We start from the raw sequence: 17,699 nt of genomic DNA, 5'->3' as shown, positions 1-17,699 counted from the left end.
TATTTTATTAACTGCAAATAGGAAACATTCTCATTAAGATTTTATGCAAAGGATAGTATTGTTACAATTGTTACATTTCGCTGTGTTGGAGCGAGGCCAAAAAAAGGCGCAACGAAAAGGTTGCGCCGAAGGGTGACACCAACGGAAGTGTTACCAGCGTGTGAGTCGGCAGCCTTTTACCGCATAAAAAATAATGAAGCCGTAGCAGGGAATGGTCATCCAGTAGGCGTTGAGTACGCCGTGATGGTCGGCAATAGCGCCAAACACCATGGGCAGAATAGCGCCACCGGCAATGCCCATAATAAGTAATGCCGAGCCACGGGCCGTGAACTGGCCCAATCCTGCCAGGGCCAGCGGCCACACCGCCGGCCATACAATGGCATTGGCCAAACCAAGTAGGGCGATACAGGTGACGGGGTCCGGTAAGGTGGCAACGCCTGTCCAGCCCCACAGAAGAGTGGCTAATCCATAGCTTTGTGGGTCTGCAAAGGGAATGTACAGCGCCAGTAACATACCGAGTACCGCCGATAGCATTAGTAGCTGGTGTTGGCTAAGTACCCGGGGAATTAACAACAGGCCGAGTAGGTAGCCAATTACCATGAAGAACATGGTGTAAGACGTAAGCCCAAGTGCGCCTGGCACACCCAGTTCAGAGCCCGCCAGGCCAATGGTATCACCGGCGATCACCTCTACGCCCACATAGAAAAACAGGGCTGCTACGCCAAGCACCAGTTGGGGAAACTGAAATACAGAACCCTGAACCTGACCTTTGTCGCCCAATTGACTGTCTTCTTCTTCTAAATCAAGTTCAGGTAAGCCCGAAAAGCGCAGCGCAACGGCCAGCAACAGCAGGGCAATAGCCATACCAATGTACGGTGCTACCAGGCTGTCTGCCAACGACTGTATTTGTACCTGGCGCTCTGCAGCAGGCATGGCTTCAATGCTTTGCGCCGTGATACCGGAAAACTCACCCAGTACCAGTGCGGTAAACACGATAGGTGCAAGCCATCCTGCTCCTTTGTTCAGCAAGCCCATAAAGGAAATTCTGGCGGCGGCGGTTTCTGTTGGCCCCACTTTAACCAAATACGGGTTTGACGCCGTTTGCAAAATAGTAAGCCCGGAGCCCACGACAAACTGAGCGGTAATAAACAGGCCAAACAATTGCGATTCCGCCGCAGGCACAAACAACAAACACCCGGCGGCTATAAGTGCCAGACCCAGAGACATGGCGTTTCGATAGCCGGTTTTATTCAGCACGTACGACATGGGCAAGGCCATAACCACATACGCAATGTAGAAGCTAAAAGCGATAAGCAGAGCTTCGGTACCCGATAGCTGGCAAACAATTTGTAAAAACGGAATGAGCGCGCCGTTCAGCCAGGTAATAAAGCCAAATACAAAGAACAAAGTGCCTATGATAACCATGGGCAGCAGTGTTGAGGGCTGCGAGGGTGATTGCGTTGTTGTCATTATTATTTCCTTCCTGTTGTTGTTCGTGGCGTCACCGCTATTGGGTTACGACATGCGCTGGCCGTTTCGCCAGAAGTCAGTAACGTTGAGTTTGTCGTCTAGCGCTATCCAGTTTGCACAGGCTCCTTCTTTTAGTACACCCACCTGGTTGTCGATGTCCAGGAACTGCGCCGGTGTGCTGGTGGCCATTTTCAAGGTACTGACAAGCGACATTTGTAAATCGAAGTGAGTATGCTGAATGGCCTCCTCCATGGTCAGTACCGAGCCTGCCAGCGTGCCGTCTTCCAGCTTTAACGTTGGCCCTTGCCGCAGCACCTTGATGCCCTGATAGTAAAAGTGATCGCTGTCGCTGGCTGCCGGTGCCATAGCATCGGTGATTAGCATGAGTTTTTCATCTCCCTTTACACGCATGGCCAGGGTGGCGCTAATCGGGTGAACGTGTTGATGATCCACAATCAAGCCGCAGTACACGTCGTTGCGAAACAGCGTGGCACCTACGGCACCAGGCTCCCGGCTGGTTAACGCCGACATCGCGTTGAACAAATGTGTCGCGGCTGTCGCGCCAGCGTCGAAGGCTGCAAGGCAGGTATGTGCATCTGCATTTGTATGGCCAATGGAAACAATTACGCCGGCGTCGGTAAGCCGCTTAATATCTTCGGGAGACACCATTTCCGGTGCTACGGTTACCATTACCGTGCCTAGATCACTGCGGGTAAACAGCGCAAACTCTTCGTCACTCAGGGGGCGAATGTGCCTGTCGCTGTGCATGCCTTTTTTCGCGGAACTCAAATGCGGGCCTTCAAAGTGAACGCCCGGAATGGCGGCTGGGTCCCATTTGTGTGCTTGGGCTATGGCATCAGCGCCTTGTCGCATGACGTCAAGGTCGTCGGTGATCAGTGTAGGCATAATGGTGCCTGTGCCCACAGTTAGGTACGCCCTGGCCATTTGTTGTAATGTCGCCAGGGTAGGGGCGTCATTAAATTGTACGCCGCCACCGCCATTCACTTGCACATCCACCGTGGCTGGCACAATTAAACCCTTCAGCACGGTGGCGTCTGCCGGCGTTGAACGGGTCAGCACCTGGGTAATTTTGCCGTTGCTAACTTCAAACCTTACATTGTTGTGCAGGTGATAGCCGTCAAAAAGTTGTTCCGCGAAATAACGCATCATAGTTATACCGTTTCAGTGACTTTCTTTAATCCTACCGGGCTGTCCGGATCCATATTCAGCTCGCGGGCAGCGAGTTCAATATCTAAATAGAAACGTTGCATAATGAGCAAAGGTGCCACTAAAGGCAAGGTGTCGTCAGACACTTCCAGCAGAGAACATACGGTGGCGCCCCGGCGCTTCACTTCCTCAACTTGAGCCTTGTGGTATTCGCTGGATGCATCGGGTACATGCACATCTAAAACAGCCACACCCCGGTTTAGCAGTGAAATAGGGCCATGGAGGAATTCCGCGCTACTGAAGGCTTCTGCCTGAATGCCGCAGACCTCTTTCATTTTCAGGGCAATTTCCCGCGATACGGCATAACCAAAGGCGCGGCCAAGTACTACACAGCGATCCATAGAACCCAGTAGGGATGATGTCATTACCGGGCTGGCTGCTATAACACTTTCCATCTTATCGGGTAACCCGGCAAGTGCGTTTTGCAAGTTTGCGTTGTCGGTACAGGCCGCCACAATATTCAGTAACGCATATAACGTGGCCAAATAGCTCTTTGTTGCTGCCACGGCAATTTCCGGGCCTGCACACAAAGGAATGAAGAAGTCGGCAATGTCTTTTAACGGCGAGGTTTCGTCGTTGACAAGAGCTACGCACAGGGCGCCTTCTTCTTTTGCCATTTTCGCTTGGGCCAGAATATCAGGGCTTCTGCCTGATTGAGAAATGACAATAACCAGCGCTTTTTGTAAGCGCAGTGTTTTGCCGAATACACTGTTTACTGAAGGGGCTGCTGCGGCTACGGGCAGGCCCATTTCTGTTTCAATAAGGTATTTGCCAAATACGCCTGCGTGATCAGACGTACCCCGGCCAATCATATAAGCAAATTCGGGGTCGCGATCTTTAATTGCCTGCGCAAGCCCGGCGATTCGGGCCTTGTTTGCTGTTAACTGGCGACGGAATACGTCAGGGGTTTCTGTGGCTTCGGCAGCCATTTTTGTGATTTCAGCCATGTTAGGCCTCCTTAAAATAATGTTTAGCCAAGGTCACTGCACCGTGTTCTGGCGCAAAAAGTGCCGGGCCAATAAGTCGTTGTAAATCGTCGTCCAGCCAATCGTGCCAATAACTGGCAAGCCCGCCTATCATTGAAATGCGTTCAGCGCCAAGGTGTTTCAATCGTTTAATGACTGATGATAAATAAATTATTCCATCTTTTTTTATATTTTGCGATACAAAATCGCAATCTGTGGCGAGTTCTATCACAACCGGTGCCAGTTTTGCGTAGTCGGTTGGTCTGTAATGTAATGATTTCCCGACTATTTCTCCTTTTGACGTAGTGTTGAATAGAGCGCAAACTTTCTCAAAAAGCGGCGATGTTGGTTGTAGTCCGTCGAATACTTCGAGGACATAGGTTAGCGCTCGCCATCCGAGCCATGCACCGCTGGCTTTGTCGCCCAAAGGAAAACCGTGGCCGCCAATGGCGTTCTGCCTGCCATTTACGCTGGCAAAAGCCGAGCTGCCCGTACCGGTTATTACGATGGCTCCATCGCTTCCGCCATGTGCGCCTGTGCAGGCTATGTGTAAATCGGTGGTAAGCATGAAGCGCTTAAACGGCAAAGTCCACTTTTCTGTCTCGGCCCGGTAGGCGGGAATATTCACACCTGCCAAGCCCAGGCATGCATTTATTTTCGACACGTCAGCAGAGGGTAAACCGGCGGCTGTAAGTGCTTGTTTCGCGGCATCGACAATAGAGGTAAACGCCGTGTCTGCAGATTGTGCAGGGTTGGCTGGCCCGGACAGACCTTCACCGATTACTTCACCACTACTGTTTTCTAACCGCGCTTTGCACTTGGTACCGCCACCATCAATACCAAGGTAAAGTTGTTGCTGAGACACTATAAATTCCTTGTTTTTAATACGGGTTCAATGAGAGATGTCGCCACAGAGCGGCTAGATCCTGATGAAAATTTGTTTGCGATACAGCCAGTAGACAGGCAAGAAGCACCCGCCCACGAACAACACTATCCACAACACGGCACTGAAGAATTCGCTCATACCGGCTTGTTGAGACCAGTTCACATACGCATTGTGAATGGAGGTGTCGCCGAGGGGCCAATCGAGTAGTTTTTCGATAACTACATGCAGCACATAGGCTGTTATGGCGTTAGCACCAAATATAACCGCGAGTTGTGTACCCCGGCGGTAGCCCTTGATATCGGTGTACCACATCATCGCACCCAGGATCATCGCCCCCATGCCGCCGGTGGCAAGTACAAAGGAACTTGTCCAAACTTGTTTTATTAAGGGGAATCCAAGGCTCCAGATACAGCCAATGGCAAAACAGATAAATCCGAAGACAAAGAGGTTCATAACCGCTTTTGTGAGGTCGCCTTTTGCGGTAATCAGAATTCGGCCCATTAGCATACCGATTATGCCAGTTACGACAGAAGGGAATGTACTTAGCAGACCTTCAGGATCCCATTCACCGCGCCACAACATGCCTGGTACAAATTGATCGAACCAGTTAACAATGTTCTCTCCCCGCTCGAGATGACCGGCAGGTAAACCCGGCGCGGGAACAAACAAAATCAATGCCCAGTACGCAATAAGAATACCAATTCCCGTTTTTACAATAGTGCGGGTTGAACAGTAAATGGCGAGATAGCAGCAGGCCAAATACACCAGCCCAATACGTTGAAGAACACCTAACAGGCGTATCTGTTCAAAATGGGTATAAAACAAGTTTACCACCAGACCAAGCCCAATAAGGGTAAATGCCCGTCGCCATACCTTTTTCAGCACCGGCCCCATATCTGTGGTGTGTGGATGAACATGTTTAAAGCCGAGGCTAACAGCCACGCCAACAATAATGATGAAAAAGGGAAAGATGAGATCGGCGAAGTGAATTCCCTGCCAGTAAGCATGGGAAAACTCACCGTACGTATTGGGACTGTTCACAACAATCATGGCGATAATGGTAAGGCCGCGGAATACGTCCAGCGACAACAAACGCTGTTTTGAGTTAGGGGTGGTCATAGATAAATTGCTTTTTTTATAGCCAGTACTTTACAGTAACGCTGTATTGTCAACGTTGTCAATTAAATTGGCAGAAATTTGTCTTTAAACCGGCGGCTTCGGTTGCCAGCCTTCCCGAATATCATTATGCTCCATACACATAGGAGAATGCGGCATAAAAGAACTTTCATGAAAAAGCCTACTATAAAAGATGTGGCCAAGCTGGCGGGCGTTTCGTTCAAAACCGTCTCACGGGTGGTGAACCAGGAACCCAACGTCAGTGAGGAAGTGAAGACGAAGGTGCAGGAATGCATTACAAAATTGAACTACCAGCCAAATCATACTGCCCGCACTATGCGCAAAGCACCATTTTCACTGGCTTTTGTGTACGATAACCCGAATAGTCACTACGTTATTGAAATGCAAAACGGCATTATTTCAGAGTGCCGCAAGCGGGGCTTTGAACTGGTTATACATCCTACAGATTCCCGTTCTGAAGAGGTGGGAAGAGAGCTGGCCGCTATGATTGGATCGAATCAGATTGGCGGCGTTATTTTAACGCCTCCGCTATCTGAAAACCGCGAACTGGTCACGTTTTTGTTAAACCGTGATGCCAAGGTCGTACGCATTTTATCCGGCTCAGGTGCGCCGGATGATCTCGCGCCGGTAGTTCATGTTAACGACGTTGAAGCCGGGCGGAGAATGACGGGCTATCTTCTTGATTTAGGGCATAAAAACGTGGCGTTTCTCGGCTATCATGCGTCTCACGAATCCAGCCGGGGGCGGCTGGAAGGGTTTGTGCAGGCACACAGTGAACGGGGGATGAAGGTAGACAGAAACCTAGTGCTCGACGGCGAATTTACGTTTGATTCGGGTATGGCTATGACTAAGCAGTTGCTTGGCCTGACCAATCGTCCTACAGCAGTGTTTGCCTGCAATGATGAAATTGCCGCTGGCGCCGTGTTTATGGCGAGGCTAAACCAACTGCAAGTGCCTGATGATATCTCCATTGTCGGCTTTGAAAATAGCCCGTTTTCCACCCAAACATGGCCACACCTCACAACCATCGATCAACCTAATTTTGATATCGCAGCCTGTGCTGCTGCTATGGTTATCGATATGATGCAAACGAAAGAAGTGAAGTCAGTAAAATCCCGGGGCTTCGATCTCAAATTGTTGGTTCGCGACTCAGCATCTGCCCCGCCAAAGCCATAGTTTTCTCGCGAATTATCTCCAACATAATTGGTAAGTCCGATTTGACAACGTTGACATCGAGTGGTAGCGTCAAAAAGGGATGATGAAAAAATCACCTGATAAAAATAATACAGCAATAAGAATACATTCAGCGAGGTTGCTGCAAGCTGAACGTCACAACCGTGTAGATATAATGGGAATCAAACATGAAACACGCGCTTGCAACTAAAGAATTAAAAAACGCTTGGACATCTTCGGTTAGTGCACTGTGCATGAGTGTGTTGCTTGTTTTAGCCGGGTGTGGCGACCAGGCAACGCCTGCTAAAACACCTGAAAACGACATGCAAAACAGCGTTCTGGCTGTATTACAGCGGGTGACTGATGGCGAGCTGGACAATGTATCAGTTATAGAGGTTCGCGATAATGAACCCGAATGGTTCGAGGTAAACGCCAGCAATGGTGAAGCCCGGGTAACCGGTAACTCAAAGTCTGCTATGGCGTATGGTGCTTATCAGTACCTGCGTGAGCAAGGTGCACTGTCGGTAAGCTGGGAAGGTAAGCGAGTGGCAATTCCTGCCACATTCCCTGATTTCGACGGCGAAAAAACCTACACTCCTTTTTCTCAACGAGCGTACTTGAATGTTTGCGCATACGGCTATACCACGCCCTGGTGGGACTGGGCGCGCTGGGAACAAGAGCTTGACTGGATGGCACTTCACGGTGTCAATAATCCGGTTGCCATGGAAGGGCAGGAGTTCGTGTGGCAAGCTTTGTGGAAAGAATTTGATCTCACCGATGCTGAGCTGGCTGAGTACTTTTCCGGCCCGGCTTTTACGCCTTGGCAGAGAATGGGCAACATTGAAGGGCACGACGGGCCCTTACCCCAAAGCTGGATAAACAAAAAACACAGTTTGCAGAAGCAAATTTTAGCGCGTATGCACGAATTGGGTATGAAACCCGTGGTGCCGGCGTTTAGTGGTTACGTGCCTAAAGCTTTTGCAGATAAATACCCGGACGCAAAAATATATGAAATGCCCCGCTGGACAGGTTTTCAGAATGCTACCTACTGGTTAGATCCCGCTGACCCCTTGTTTACCAAATTGGCAAAGCGCTTTATTGAAATTTATACCGCCACTTACGGTGAACAGCAGTATTACTTGTCGGATGCGTTTAACGAAATGCTGCCTCCAGTATCAAAAAACAATCGGCATGCCGGTTTGGCCTCCTATGGTAAGCGTATTTACGAGTCTATTGCGCAAGCAGCACCAAATGCCGTGTGGGTAATGCAGGGGTGGATGTTTGGTGCAGATGAAGAATTTTGGGATCTCGCGTCTATCGACGCATTCCTACAGGATGTACCAGACAGCAAAGCGATGATCCACGACATCGGTAACGACCGCTATCACGTGTGGCAGCGAACGGAAGGGTTTAAGGGTAAACCCTGGGTATTTGGTTTCATTCACAATTACGGTGGTTCCGACCCGGTTTATGCAGACTTCAATGATTACGTAGAACAGCTCAAGGTGGTAAAAGCATCAAGTAAGTCGGGTGCGCTCAGCGGGTTTGGTGTATTTCCGGAAGGTATCAATAACAACTCTGTCGCCTACGAGTTTTTGTTTGATTTGCCCTGGCAAGCGCAGCCAGATACAAGTAAGTGGGTAAGCACTTACACGCAAGCAAGATACGGTAAAACTTCACCTGAACTGGTTGATACATGGAACAAGCTGATAGACGGCGTGTTTTCTGTAAAATACTGGCAAAGCCGCTGGTGGAAAGATTCTGCCGGTGCGTATCTGCTGTTTAAACGCCCTACTATTCAGATCACTGAATTTGAGGGGCATCCGGGCGATATTGCCAGTTTGGATGCCGCTATAACCCAATTACTGGCGCAGGCAGACGAATACAAAAACGCACCGCTTTACACCTATGACCTGGTTGATTTTACGAAGCATTCTGTGTCGGTACATGCAGATAGCATGTTGCAGCAGGTTGTGTTGGCATATCAACGAAAGGACTTCGCCAGAGGTGATGCTCTGCTAACACAGGTAGAAAGTGCCGTATCCCGTTTAGATGATCTGCTGGGGTGGCATCAGGAATCCTTGCATTCCTGGTTAACCGATGCTGCCAGCTATGGCGATACGATTGAAGAATCGACTTACTATATCAGTAATGCCCGTCAGCAGATAACACAGTGGGGCGGCCCTAAGCTGAAAGACTATGCTTCTAAGGCATGGCAAGGCATGTACCGGGGCTACTATCTGCCCCGTTGGAAGCAATATCTGGCGGCGTATCGCGAGGCAATGAAGGCAGATAAACCATTTGACGACAACGCCGCACAACAAGCGCTAATTAAATGGGAACAACAATGGATAGGCCAGCATACGATTCCCCCACTGGTAAAACCGTCCAACCCCAACGCCCAGGTTAAGGCGCTGATGCGCGGGTTCAGCCATTAACACTTGCGCTCGCCCGCGGCGCAGGCGGGCCCGGTTACTGCTTTTGAATAAGTGAGGTGTAAAACTTTACCGCACTAACCATATTTTCAATGCTGATCTTTTCGTTAGTGCCGTGGAAGCCGTTTAAATCGTCGTTGGTAATGACCATAGGGTTAAACCGGTAGGCATTCGTGGTTTTTGCATAAAACCGGCTGTCGGTGGCGGCAATAGTTAAACCCGGCGTGACAATGGCATTGGGAAACACCAATTGAGTACTGGAGGCTAAGTCTGCAAAACTCTGGTTGTCGCTGGGCGCAACGGACGATGCAGGAAACGCTTCTGTAGTTTCAACTGTGACCCGAGGGTCGTCAATGGCGTTTACAACCCATTGCACTACACGCTCTGGCGTGTCGCGGGGGTGCAAGCGGAAATTAATAACGGCGGTGGCCGTGGCGGGTAACACATTCGATTTCACACTGCCTGACAGCATGGTGGGAGCGGTTGTGGTGCGAAGCATGGCGTTGCCGCTGGTACTGTCGTCTAACACAATATTCAGCAGGGGTTTAAACAACCACAAGTTGGCAAACATCATGCGTTTGCCAAAGTCCATATGACGGGCAATATTACTGTACATATCCTGGCTAACGCCATCGAGGCCGCCGGGCAATGGGGCGTCTTTCACCTTTAAAATAGCGCTGGCAAGAATACTCACGGCGGTGTCCTGGGGAGGCATCGAACTGTGGCCGCCCTCGCCACTTGCCGTTAGCTTCACCGTTAAAAAGCCCTTTTCAGCAACGTTAATACTGGCGATGTCTTTATCCATACCGGGCAAAATGTCCTTGAGCACAAAAGAGCCTTCATCCAGCGACCACGCCAGTGCAATGTTGCGCTGCTCAAACCACTTCACTACCGATTGTGCGCCTAAATCGCTGCCCAGTTCTTCGTCGTGGGTAAAGGCGAAGAACACATCCCGCTTTGGTGTAAAACCTTGTTCCAGCAAAGCGGTGGCCGATGCCATGATGGCGATAACGGCACTTTTGTCATCCAGGGCGCCGCGGCCCCAAATCATGCCATCGTCTATCACGCCGGCAAAGGGTGGGTGCGTCCAGTCTTTTTCTGTGCCAGGGTTAACGGGTACTACATCGTAATGGGCAGACAACAATACAGGTGCATCGCCAGTGGTACCTTTCCATTGCAGCAGTAACGTGTGTTCATTGATGCGGTGTAAAATCAGATTGTTGAAGACTCGCGGATAGGTATCTTCAAGCCACTGAGTAAAGGCACTAAAGGCAGCGTAATTGTCTTTGTTGCCGTCTTCAAAGGAAATGGTTTTGTAAGTGATGGCTTCAGATAGCTGTTGAGCGAGGGCATTGCCATCTGGTGTTATTGCAGTAGTTTCAACGGGTTGTGGTATAACTTCAACGGGAGTAAAGCGCAGCGTATTTACAACCAGTACGCCTGTCAGTATAACCAGGGCTACAGCAAGGGTAAGAAAGATGCGTTTCATGGTTGTTCCTTTTTATTATTTTTCGCATTGTGACAAGTAGTGGGCAAGCGCCTTGCGCATAGATGCAAAAGCGATGTCTTCCAGTTGTATTTCCGGGTGTTTAAGCCATTTTACGCCCGCAATTTCTGACTCTTGTAAGGTTAACTCTGGTTTTTCCTGCAGGTGAGCCACGAAAAAACCATCGCAGGTGTGATAGCGCACATTGGCGTAATCGTAAGTGTTGGGCGCGGTGAGCAAATATTGCCATTGCGTTATCTCTACGCCCAGTTCCTCAAGGGTCTCCCGGCAAATAGCATCTTCCATGGATTCACCAAAATCAACAAAGCCGCCAGGCAAGCCCAGTTTACCTTTGCCAGGCTCTTTTTGGCGAATGGTAAACAGTACTTCATCTCCACACACTATAATACCTGCGGCGGCTGATGCGGCGTTTAAGAAAAACGTGAAGTGACAATCGTCACAGAAATAGCGGTTGTTAGTAAGGGTAAACGCGTGGCTTTTGCAGGCAGGACAAAACGTAAAAGGGTTGGTTTGCATAAACACTGTGTACGTCAACGGACAATAATAATACTGAGCATGCCAGAGACCCCCAACATTTTCACCTGTTTCTTACGTGCCTTTTGAACGACAAATCACAGACGGACAATTTCTGGGTGGTGGTGTCATAAAGGCTTCACCTAAAATTCATAGTGGTGTTGTTGAGTAGACATTTTGCCCTTCTATTTTAATAGCTTGACGAATATCAGCCGGTAATGCAGTTTGTGCAAACTGACGCTACCTTGTTCGACGAGTTTTCGTTGAACTAAAAAAAAAGAGCACTGTACAGTGCTCTCTTTTAATAAACATCAGGCATGCTTGCTTAAATTTCAGTTACGACTTTCTTTTACGTGAAAAGCCCAAACCTGCCAGACCCAGTGCTAGTAACATTAAGGAAGTGGTTTCAGGTACATTTGTAACGTTGCCTTGAAGGTTGAACGCATGATGCTGACCGTTGTCATTCCAATTATCGAAAGTTCCTTCATTTGATTCCATACCAGCAGCATTACTGGTCATGTCACCAGAAACCCAATAAATTTCATCGCGGCTATAGTCAGATGAAAGATTAAGACCGAACCAATAGTCGGTGCCTGCTGTTATTTTAAAGGCAAAGTGTAAAACTAACTGACAAAATACAAGGCGCCATTCAATTTATAGCGAAGGCAGCTATAAAGGAAGCGTGCTTCTGCTTTTTAGAAAATCAGGCTCAACAAACCTGCAAATATAAAAGCCAGTGACCCCAGCAGGGTTTCCATGACGGTCCAGGTTTTTAACGTGGTTTTTTCATCCATATCCAGTAGTCGGGAAACCAGCCAAAAGCCTGAATCGTTAAAGTGCGACAGCACAGTGGCGCCGCCGGCTATGGCAATAACCACGCAGCATAAATCCACGGCCGATAAACCGGGAGCGGCGGCCACAATGGGTGCCATGAGTGCCGCTGTAGTGGTAAGGGCCACGGTAGCCGAGCCTTGGGCAACCCGCAGACAGGTTGAAATAACGAACGCGGCAACAATCACCGGTAAACCGGTGTCGTGCAGCAGGCCGGCCAGCGCATCGCCAATGCCACTGCTGCGCAACACCCCGCCAAACATGCCTCCGGCACCGGTAACCAAAATAACGCCACACACCGGGGCCAGTGATTCGCCACACAGTTGTTCAATGCGTTTTTTTCCGAGTGCAGGCGTGAACAATACCAGGCAGAGTATTAAGGTAACGAGCAGTGCAATGGGGGTTTTGCCCAGGGTTCTGAGTATGTCTACCCAAGGGAGATCGGGGGGAAGTGTACCGGTGACAGTGAGGGTGTTTAAACCGGTATCCATAAAAATTAGTACAACCGGTGTAAGCAACACCGCGAGCACGGTGCCAAAAGCAGGAGGCTTAAGCGGAGGTGTCTGACTGGCCTGTTTAAACAGTGGTGGTAAATCAATAACAATACGCCTGCCTGTATAAAGCGCGAAGCAGTAAGCGCCCACATACCATGCGGGTAACGCCACAACTAATCCAATAAGAAGCAGCAAGCCCATATCTGCACCTAGTAAATCGGCCGCTGCTACCGGGCCGGGATGGGGTGGAACAAAGGCGTGCATCACGGCGAACGCCCCTGCTGCAGGTAGGGCGTATTTTAAGGTGGAACCACCGAATTTATCCGCCACACTCATGAGTATGGGAAACATAACAATAAGGCCGGCATCGAAAAATATGGGAAAGCCAAACAGCAGCGAGGCCACGCCCAAAGCAAAGGGCGCACGGGCTTCCCCGAAGCGGTTAATAAGGCCGTCGGCTAATACTTGCGCGCCACCGGTGACCTCCAGCAACTTGCCAATCATGCAGCCAAGCCCTACCAGCAGCGCCACCGAGGCCAGTGTGCCACCGAAACCGGATACCATCACAGGCACAATGCTGGCGCTGGGAATGCCAGCCACAACTGCCGTTAAGGCACTTACGCCAATAAGTGCCACAAACGCATGAATGCGCAAGATTAAAATTAGCAGCACCAGTACAACAACGGCGCCAAGGCCGGTTAACAAAAGATGTGTCGGGCTGGCGGCAAGGTTCATATCCATATTGTTACTCTCGAGATTGATCTTACAGGCTTCAAAAAACAATTCACAATGGGGTACGTTACCGGTAACATTACACGAAATATTCATCGGCGTTAAACAATTTTTTAACACCAGTGCGCTTGCGTAAACTGGCGTGGCAACAAGGTGGTGTGACAGGGAGGCTATAGCATGGCTACCGCAAATAAAGAACATAACGGCGCCTTTTCAGTAGTCGTGATGGGCGTGAGTGGGTCGGGTAAATCAACCGTGGGCGAACAGTTGGCAAAGGCGCTACACGCGGTGTTTATCGACGGTGACGACCTTCATCCACCGGGCAATGTTGCAAAGATGTCTGCCGGTGAACCATTAACCGACGACGATCGCCGCCCCTGGCTTGAACGAGTCAGCGAAGAAGTGCGCAGTCTGATGCAGCGCCATCAGTGCAGTGTTATTGTGTGTTCAGCGCTTAAAAAACAGTACCGGGATATCATTCGGGCGAAAAATGAGCATCTTTACTTCTTGTTTTTAGATGGCCCTAAACACACCATTTTGCAACGCATGGCCCAGCGGAAAGGGCATTTTATGAAGCCGAACATGCTCGATAGCCAGTTTGCGACCCTGGAGCGCCCGACAAGTGATGAAACTGACGTATTCACGGTGCCTGTTAGCCAAAGCCCTGAGGCAATAGTGAATCATGTACTGGGTTTATTTGAACAGCGCAATATGGATACCAGGGCGTGTTTACACCGAGCGACCATCGTTGATTGACCAAGGCAGTTCGGCAACTGGCGTGGCGGGGCGTTCTCCCCGCAGGCTCTGCAATATATTAGTGGCACTGACCCTGCCCATTTCCTCTCTGGGGGTTAAAACGCTGGTAAGTGCAGGTGTCATGGCCTCACCTATGTTCAAGCCGTTATAACCTGCCACTGCCATATCTTCCGGCACCCGCAAACCCAAATGTTTACACCTGAGCATAACGCCCACGGCAATATCGTCGTTAGTGCAAAATACCGCATTGGTTTTGGGGTGTTGGGTCAAAGCTTCTTTCAGCAATTCGCCACCTTGGGTAAAACTGGAATGTGCCAGTGTGGCCACCACGGCGGGTTGAAGCCCGGCTTGTTTCATTGCTTTTTCATACCCGGTTTTGCGCAGCAGGGTTCGACTGTCCATGCGGGCAGCCAGGTACACCACGTGCTGTTTGCCCGATGCAATAATGGCCGACACCATGTGAAAAGCGGCGGCTTCGTGGTTTAGTCCCACTGCCATATCAATAGGCGATGACGGCAGTTCCATGGTTTCTACTACCGGAATTCCGGCCTGATTTAACATTTGCAGCGTGCGTGGCGAGTGCCGCGTTTCAGTAAGAATGAGGCCGTCTACCTGGTACGACAGCATCAGTGCCACTTTTTCTTCTTCAATGGCTTCGCTGTAACCAGTATGGGCAATGAGGGTATCGAACCCTTCTTCGCCGGTTACAGCTTCAACCCCTTGTACTAAATCGGCAAACACCTGATTCGACAACGACGGCACCAGCACGCCAATGGTTTTGCTGGACGATTTCGACAAAATGGCGGGCACGCGGTTTTTGATGTACCCCAGTGTTTCTATGGCCGCAGCAATTTTCTTTCGGGTGGACGCGGCTACCGATTCAGGCGAGCGCATATAGCGGCTTACCGTCATTTTAGTGACACCAACTTTGTTGGCAATATCCTGTAATGTCGGGCGTTTCCCTTGCGGCATGGCGGGCTCAACGATGAGTGAATAACGCCTCAATGTTACATGTAACATCAACGATAGTTAATAAGTATTGTATCGTGAAAGACAATAAATGCTCGAAACTGCATCGAATTGTTTCTAAATATAACTGTACCTTTTAATCACGTCCCTTTCGCCCATATAGTGATAGAATGATTAAAAAATTCACACGGTAGTGAGGTAACACATGAAGCGAATCTTTCAAAATATTCTGTCTCCTGTAGTTAGTGGCATGGAGGCTGCGGGTGGTTGGTTTACCAAGGAAGTCCACCGCTTTACCATCACTGGGTTAAGCCGCAGTGGCAAAACGATGCTGTTTACCAGCCTCATGACCATTCTGAAATACCGCAGTGAAGGGAAGCACCAGTGCTTACCGCTGCTTCGGTATCTGCCTATGGAGCTGGTGGAATCTCTTCGCATGGAGCCTTTGGAAGGTTTCGAAATGTTTCCCCTTGAAGACCATTTAAGTGCGCTGGAGCGCGGGCAGTGGCCAAGATCCACCGAAATGGTGTGTGGCTTTAAAGCCATTATACGCCTGCGGCAAACCCACAAAATAAAAAAGCACCTGTTGCCATACACAGATGTAGTACTTGAGTTTATCGATTATCCCGGCGAGTGGATAACCGATTTACCCATGATCGACAAAACCTATGCCCAGTGGTCTGATTCCTGCCTGGCCCAACAAATGTCGCCGCCTCAGAAATACTACGCGGCTGAGTGGCACCGTACTTTGCTGAATTTCAACTTCGACAGAGAGCCCACACTTATGGTGGCGCAAGAGTTGGTGTGGAATTATCGCAACTATCTCAAACGGGCAAAGCAGGACGGTATTGCCATGTTACAGCCGGGCAGTTTCTTGCTCAATTGCTCGGGTTTCGACTGGGGGGAAGACGGCTTTACGCCACTGCCTACCGATATCAGCAGTGACGAATCACACCCGTGGACCGCTCTGTTCACAAAGCACTTCATCGCGTTTCAGGAGAACTGGCTGAAGCCGCTTCGCGAAACCACGTTTAGAGAATCTGACAAACAAATTATACTGGTGGATTTGTTCGAAGGCCTGAACCACAGTAAGTCACATGTAATGCAACAAAAGGAAACCCTTAGCCATCTTGCCGACGTATTTGCCTATGGTCAGAAACACTGGTTCAAAGAAACGTTCTTTCGCAAGCGAAGCATACGCCGTGTGGCGTTTGTGGCAACGAAAGCTGACAACGCACCGCGCGTTTACCGAAGTGATCTGTATTCCTTATTGCAAGACGTTGCCAGCAGCGCAGTAACGAAACTGGCTAAAAACCGCATTGCTCATGACTACTTTCTGCTGACGTCAATTCACCTTACGGATTTGGGCTCTACCAAAAAGGCTGTGAGGTATACCTCGGTAGATGGTGACTACCGGGAAGCGCGGTTTGATTCCTTACCGCCGTTTATCACCTTCATCATGGATGAAGACAATTATCCGGTGCTCAGAGCCGCTGTGCCCGACGACTATCTGCCGCGCATTTTAAGCGGAGTGGGCATGGACAAATTGTTTCAATACCTACTGGAAGATTAACTATGCCATCTACTGAAGATAAATCGCCACGGTATCGCTCTCGTATCACAGAAGTGTCGTTGGATCAGACAGCGCCTAAAATGAGTATGCCTGCCAGGCTCGATGACACCGAATGGGACGTAGAAGAGCAACAAGGTATATCGCTTAAGGCGGTGACTCTGATGCTGGGTGTGCTGGCTGTGGTGGCCTTTATGGTTTTCGATGCCATAGAAGCCATTGTTACCCGCTTTAGTGCGTTTCCGGTGTCGAGCACCATTCTCGGCTTGCTCATGGGCGGGTTTGTGGTGGCGCTGCTCACCCTGATTGTGCGTGAATGGCTGGGGTTTCGCGCCGTAGCGGCGTGCATTGAAACGCCCCTTAATTTTGCCACATTAGCAGACATGGAAAGCGCTGGGGAAGTCACTCAAATCATTGATCGCCACGCCAACCGTTTTGGCAAAGGCAGTTACGCCGCCCGTTGTTACAAGCAATATCAGCAAATGCTCACTGACGATATGACACCTAAAGACATTACCAGCCTTTACGAGCACACGGTAGCGGTGCCGGTTACGGCTAAAGCTGAAGAAATTGTAAAAAAAGAAGCAGTGGTTAGTGGTAGTCTTACTTTTATTAGCCCGAATCATTTAATTCAAACGCTGGCCATTAGCTGGATAAGTTTTCGCACTATTCGACGGGTTGCGCGGGTGTTTGGTTTGCGCCCCGGCACAGCAGGTAGCTGGCGCTTGTTTAAGGTACTGGCACAAAATCTGGCAGCGCAAAGCCTGTTTGATATGGCCACTGACGAACTGGCAAATCAAATTGGTGGCTCGCTGGCCGCAAAAATAGTAGAGAATTCCGCTGAAGCCGTGGCCGCGGGAGCATTAAACGTGCGATTAGGACGAACACTGATTAAATTGCTTCGCTAGATACAAACAACCCTTGTAGCGAAGGCACAGTCCCTCAGGTCTGTTTGGCTCATCTTGCAGGCCTTTTCCCGTGCCCATTGGGTGCGGGATTTTTTATCCAGGCAACAAATAGCAGAAGGCCTATGG

15 protein-coding genes are annotated in these 17,699 nt (G+C 49.8%); 5 read left to right on the top strand and 10 right to left on the bottom strand.

Translation table 11 applies throughout. The annotated features are described in order from the left end of the window. Positions 1-150: 150 nt before the first annotated feature. The 5 genes from KO518_RS18380 to KO518_RS18360 are packed head-to-tail and all read right to left on the bottom strand — an operon-like array spanning position 151 to position 5,667. Positions 151-1,470 carry a sugar MFS transporter gene (locus KO518_RS18380; protein WP_216027309.1) on the bottom strand — a complete coding sequence of 440 codons (1,320 nt, stop codon included), beginning with the start codon at positions 1,468-1,470 and terminating at the stop codon, positions 151-153. 45 nt (positions 1,471-1,515) lie between these two features. Continuing rightward, positions 1,516-2,640, bottom strand: coding sequence for an N-acetylglucosamine-6-phosphate deacetylase (gene nagA, locus KO518_RS18375; protein WP_252736272.1), 1,125 nt, complete (start codon positions 2,638-2,640; stop codon positions 1,516-1,518). A 2-nt stretch (positions 2,641-2,642) separates the two neighbouring features. Further along, on the bottom strand, positions 2,643-3,644 hold the full coding sequence (gene nagB-II, locus KO518_RS18370; RefSeq protein ID WP_216027308.1) for a glucosamine-6-phosphate deaminase NagB-II: 1,002 nt from the start codon (positions 3,642-3,644) through the stop codon (positions 2,643-2,645). 1 nt (position 3,645) lies between these two features. After that, positions 3,646-4,527, bottom strand: coding sequence for a BadF/BadG/BcrA/BcrD ATPase family protein (locus tag KO518_RS18365; protein WP_216027307.1), 882 nt, complete (start codon positions 4,525-4,527; stop codon positions 3,646-3,648). A 54-nt stretch (positions 4,528-4,581) separates the two neighbouring features. Then, the gene (locus KO518_RS18360) at positions 4,582-5,667 is read right to left on the bottom strand and encodes an acyltransferase family protein (protein WP_216027306.1); all 1,086 of its coding nucleotides are present in this window, start codon (positions 5,665-5,667) and stop codon (positions 4,582-4,584) included. Between the two features lie 168 nt (positions 5,668-5,835). Between KO518_RS18360 and KO518_RS18355 the strand changes: the two genes are divergently transcribed. Further along, on the top strand, positions 5,836-6,861 hold the full coding sequence (locus KO518_RS18355) for a LacI family DNA-binding transcriptional regulator (RefSeq protein WP_216027305.1): 1,026 nt from the start codon (positions 5,836-5,838) through the stop codon (positions 6,859-6,861). Positions 6,862-7,046: 185 nt separating this feature from the next. Then, positions 7,047-9,296, top strand: coding sequence for an alpha-N-acetylglucosaminidase (locus KO518_RS18350; protein ID WP_216027304.1), 2,250 nt, complete (start codon positions 7,047-7,049; stop codon positions 9,294-9,296). Between the two features lie 34 nt (positions 9,297-9,330). On the opposite strand, the gene KO518_RS18345 is transcribed toward KO518_RS18350, so the two are convergent. The 4 genes from KO518_RS18345 to KO518_RS18330 form a co-directional block, all read right to left on the bottom strand. Beyond that, a complete protein-coding gene (locus tag KO518_RS18345; protein ID WP_216027303.1) occupies positions 9,331-10,782 on the bottom strand; it encodes a M20 family peptidase in 1,452 nt (483 codons plus the stop codon). 15 nt (positions 10,783-10,797) lie between these two features. After that, complete coding sequence (locus tag KO518_RS18340; RefSeq protein ID WP_216027302.1) at positions 10,798-11,316, bottom strand: NUDIX domain-containing protein; 519 nt, start codon at positions 11,314-11,316, stop codon at positions 10,798-10,800. A gap of 333 nt (positions 11,317-11,649) precedes the next feature. Further along, positions 11,650-11,832: a PEP-CTERM sorting domain-containing protein gene (locus tag KO518_RS18335; protein WP_216027301.1), complete on the bottom strand. Its 183-nt coding sequence runs from the start codon at positions 11,830-11,832 to the stop codon at positions 11,650-11,652. A 176-nt stretch (positions 11,833-12,008) separates the two neighbouring features. Further along, the gene (locus KO518_RS18330) at positions 12,009-13,379 is read right to left on the bottom strand and encodes a GntP family permease (protein WP_216027418.1); all 1,371 of its coding nucleotides are present in this window, start codon (positions 13,377-13,379) and stop codon (positions 12,009-12,011) included. A 168-nt stretch (positions 13,380-13,547) separates the two neighbouring features. On the opposite strand from KO518_RS18330, the gene KO518_RS18325 reads away from it, so the two are divergent. Beyond that, positions 13,548-14,126: a gluconokinase gene (locus KO518_RS18325; protein WP_252736271.1), complete on the top strand. Its 579-nt coding sequence runs from the start codon at positions 13,548-13,550 to the stop codon at positions 14,124-14,126. On the opposite strand, the gene KO518_RS18320 is transcribed toward KO518_RS18325, so the two are convergent. Continuing rightward, positions 14,100-15,098 (bottom strand): substrate-binding domain-containing protein, encoded by a 999-nt coding sequence (locus KO518_RS18320; RefSeq protein WP_216027300.1) that lies wholly within the window; start codon positions 15,096-15,098, stop codon positions 14,100-14,102. The two genes, KO518_RS18325 and KO518_RS18320, sit on opposite strands and share 27 nt — an antisense overlap. A gap of 202 nt (positions 15,099-15,300) precedes the next feature. On the opposite strand from KO518_RS18320, the gene KO518_RS18315 reads away from it, so the two are divergent. Continuing rightward, on the top strand, positions 15,301-16,668 hold the full coding sequence (locus tag KO518_RS18315; protein ID WP_252736270.1) for a YcjX family protein: 1,368 nt from the start codon (positions 15,301-15,303) through the stop codon (positions 16,666-16,668). A 2-nt stretch (positions 16,669-16,670) separates the two neighbouring features. Further along, complete coding sequence (locus KO518_RS18310; RefSeq protein WP_216027299.1) at positions 16,671-17,573, top strand: YcjF family protein; 903 nt, start codon at positions 16,671-16,673, stop codon at positions 17,571-17,573. Positions 17,574-17,699 lie beyond the last annotated feature (126 nt).

Source organism: Aestuariibacter sp. A3R04 (assembly GCF_018860805.1).
GTDB lineage: Bacteria > Pseudomonadota > Gammaproteobacteria > Enterobacterales > Alteromonadaceae > Alteromonas.
This window is presented reverse-complemented; position numbering and strand designations above follow the sequence as displayed.

Bases quoted from the DNA above. Each gene is read 5' to 3' on its own strand.
- KO518_RS18380 (WP_216027309.1), bottom strand. From the start codon at position 1,470: ATGACAACAACGCAATCACCCTCGCAGCCCTCAACACTGCTGCCCATG.
- nagA (WP_252736272.1), bottom strand. From the start codon at position 2,640: ATGATGCGTTATTTCGCGGAACAACTTTTTGACGGCTATCACCTGCAC.
- nagB-II (WP_216027308.1), bottom strand. From the start codon at position 3,644: ATGGCTGAAATCACAAAAATGGCTGCCGAAGCCACAGAAACCCCTGAC.
- KO518_RS18360 (WP_216027306.1), bottom strand. From the start codon at position 5,667: ATGACCACCCCTAACTCAAAACAGCGTTTGTTGTCGCTGGACGTATTC.
- KO518_RS18355 (WP_216027305.1), top strand. From the start codon at position 5,836: ATGAAAAAGCCTACTATAAAAGATGTGGCCAAGCTGGCGGGCGTTTCG.
- KO518_RS18350 (WP_216027304.1), top strand. From the start codon at position 7,047: ATGAAACACGCGCTTGCAACTAAAGAATTAAAAAACGCTTGGACATCT.
- KO518_RS18345 (WP_216027303.1), bottom strand. From the start codon at position 10,782: ATGAAACGCATCTTTCTTACCCTTGCTGTAGCCCTGGTTATACTGACA.
- KO518_RS18340 (WP_216027302.1), bottom strand. From the start codon at position 11,316: ATGCAAACCAACCCTTTTACGTTTTGTCCTGCCTGCAAAAGCCACGCG.
- KO518_RS18335 (WP_216027301.1), bottom strand. From the start codon at position 11,832: ATGACCAGTAATGCTGCTGGTATGGAATCAAATGAAGGAACTTTCGAT.
- KO518_RS18330 (WP_216027418.1), bottom strand. From the start codon at position 13,379: ATGGATATGAACCTTGCCGCCAGCCCGACACATCTTTTGTTAACCGGC.
- KO518_RS18325 (WP_252736271.1), top strand. From the start codon at position 13,548: ATGGCTACCGCAAATAAAGAACATAACGGCGCCTTTTCAGTAGTCGTG.
- KO518_RS18320 (WP_216027300.1), bottom strand. From the start codon at position 15,098: ATGCCGCAAGGGAAACGCCCGACATTACAGGATATTGCCAACAAAGTT.
- KO518_RS18315 (WP_252736270.1), top strand. From the start codon at position 15,301: ATGAAGCGAATCTTTCAAAATATTCTGTCTCCTGTAGTTAGTGGCATG.
- KO518_RS18310 (WP_216027299.1), top strand. From the start codon at position 16,671: ATGCCATCTACTGAAGATAAATCGCCACGGTATCGCTCTCGTATCACA.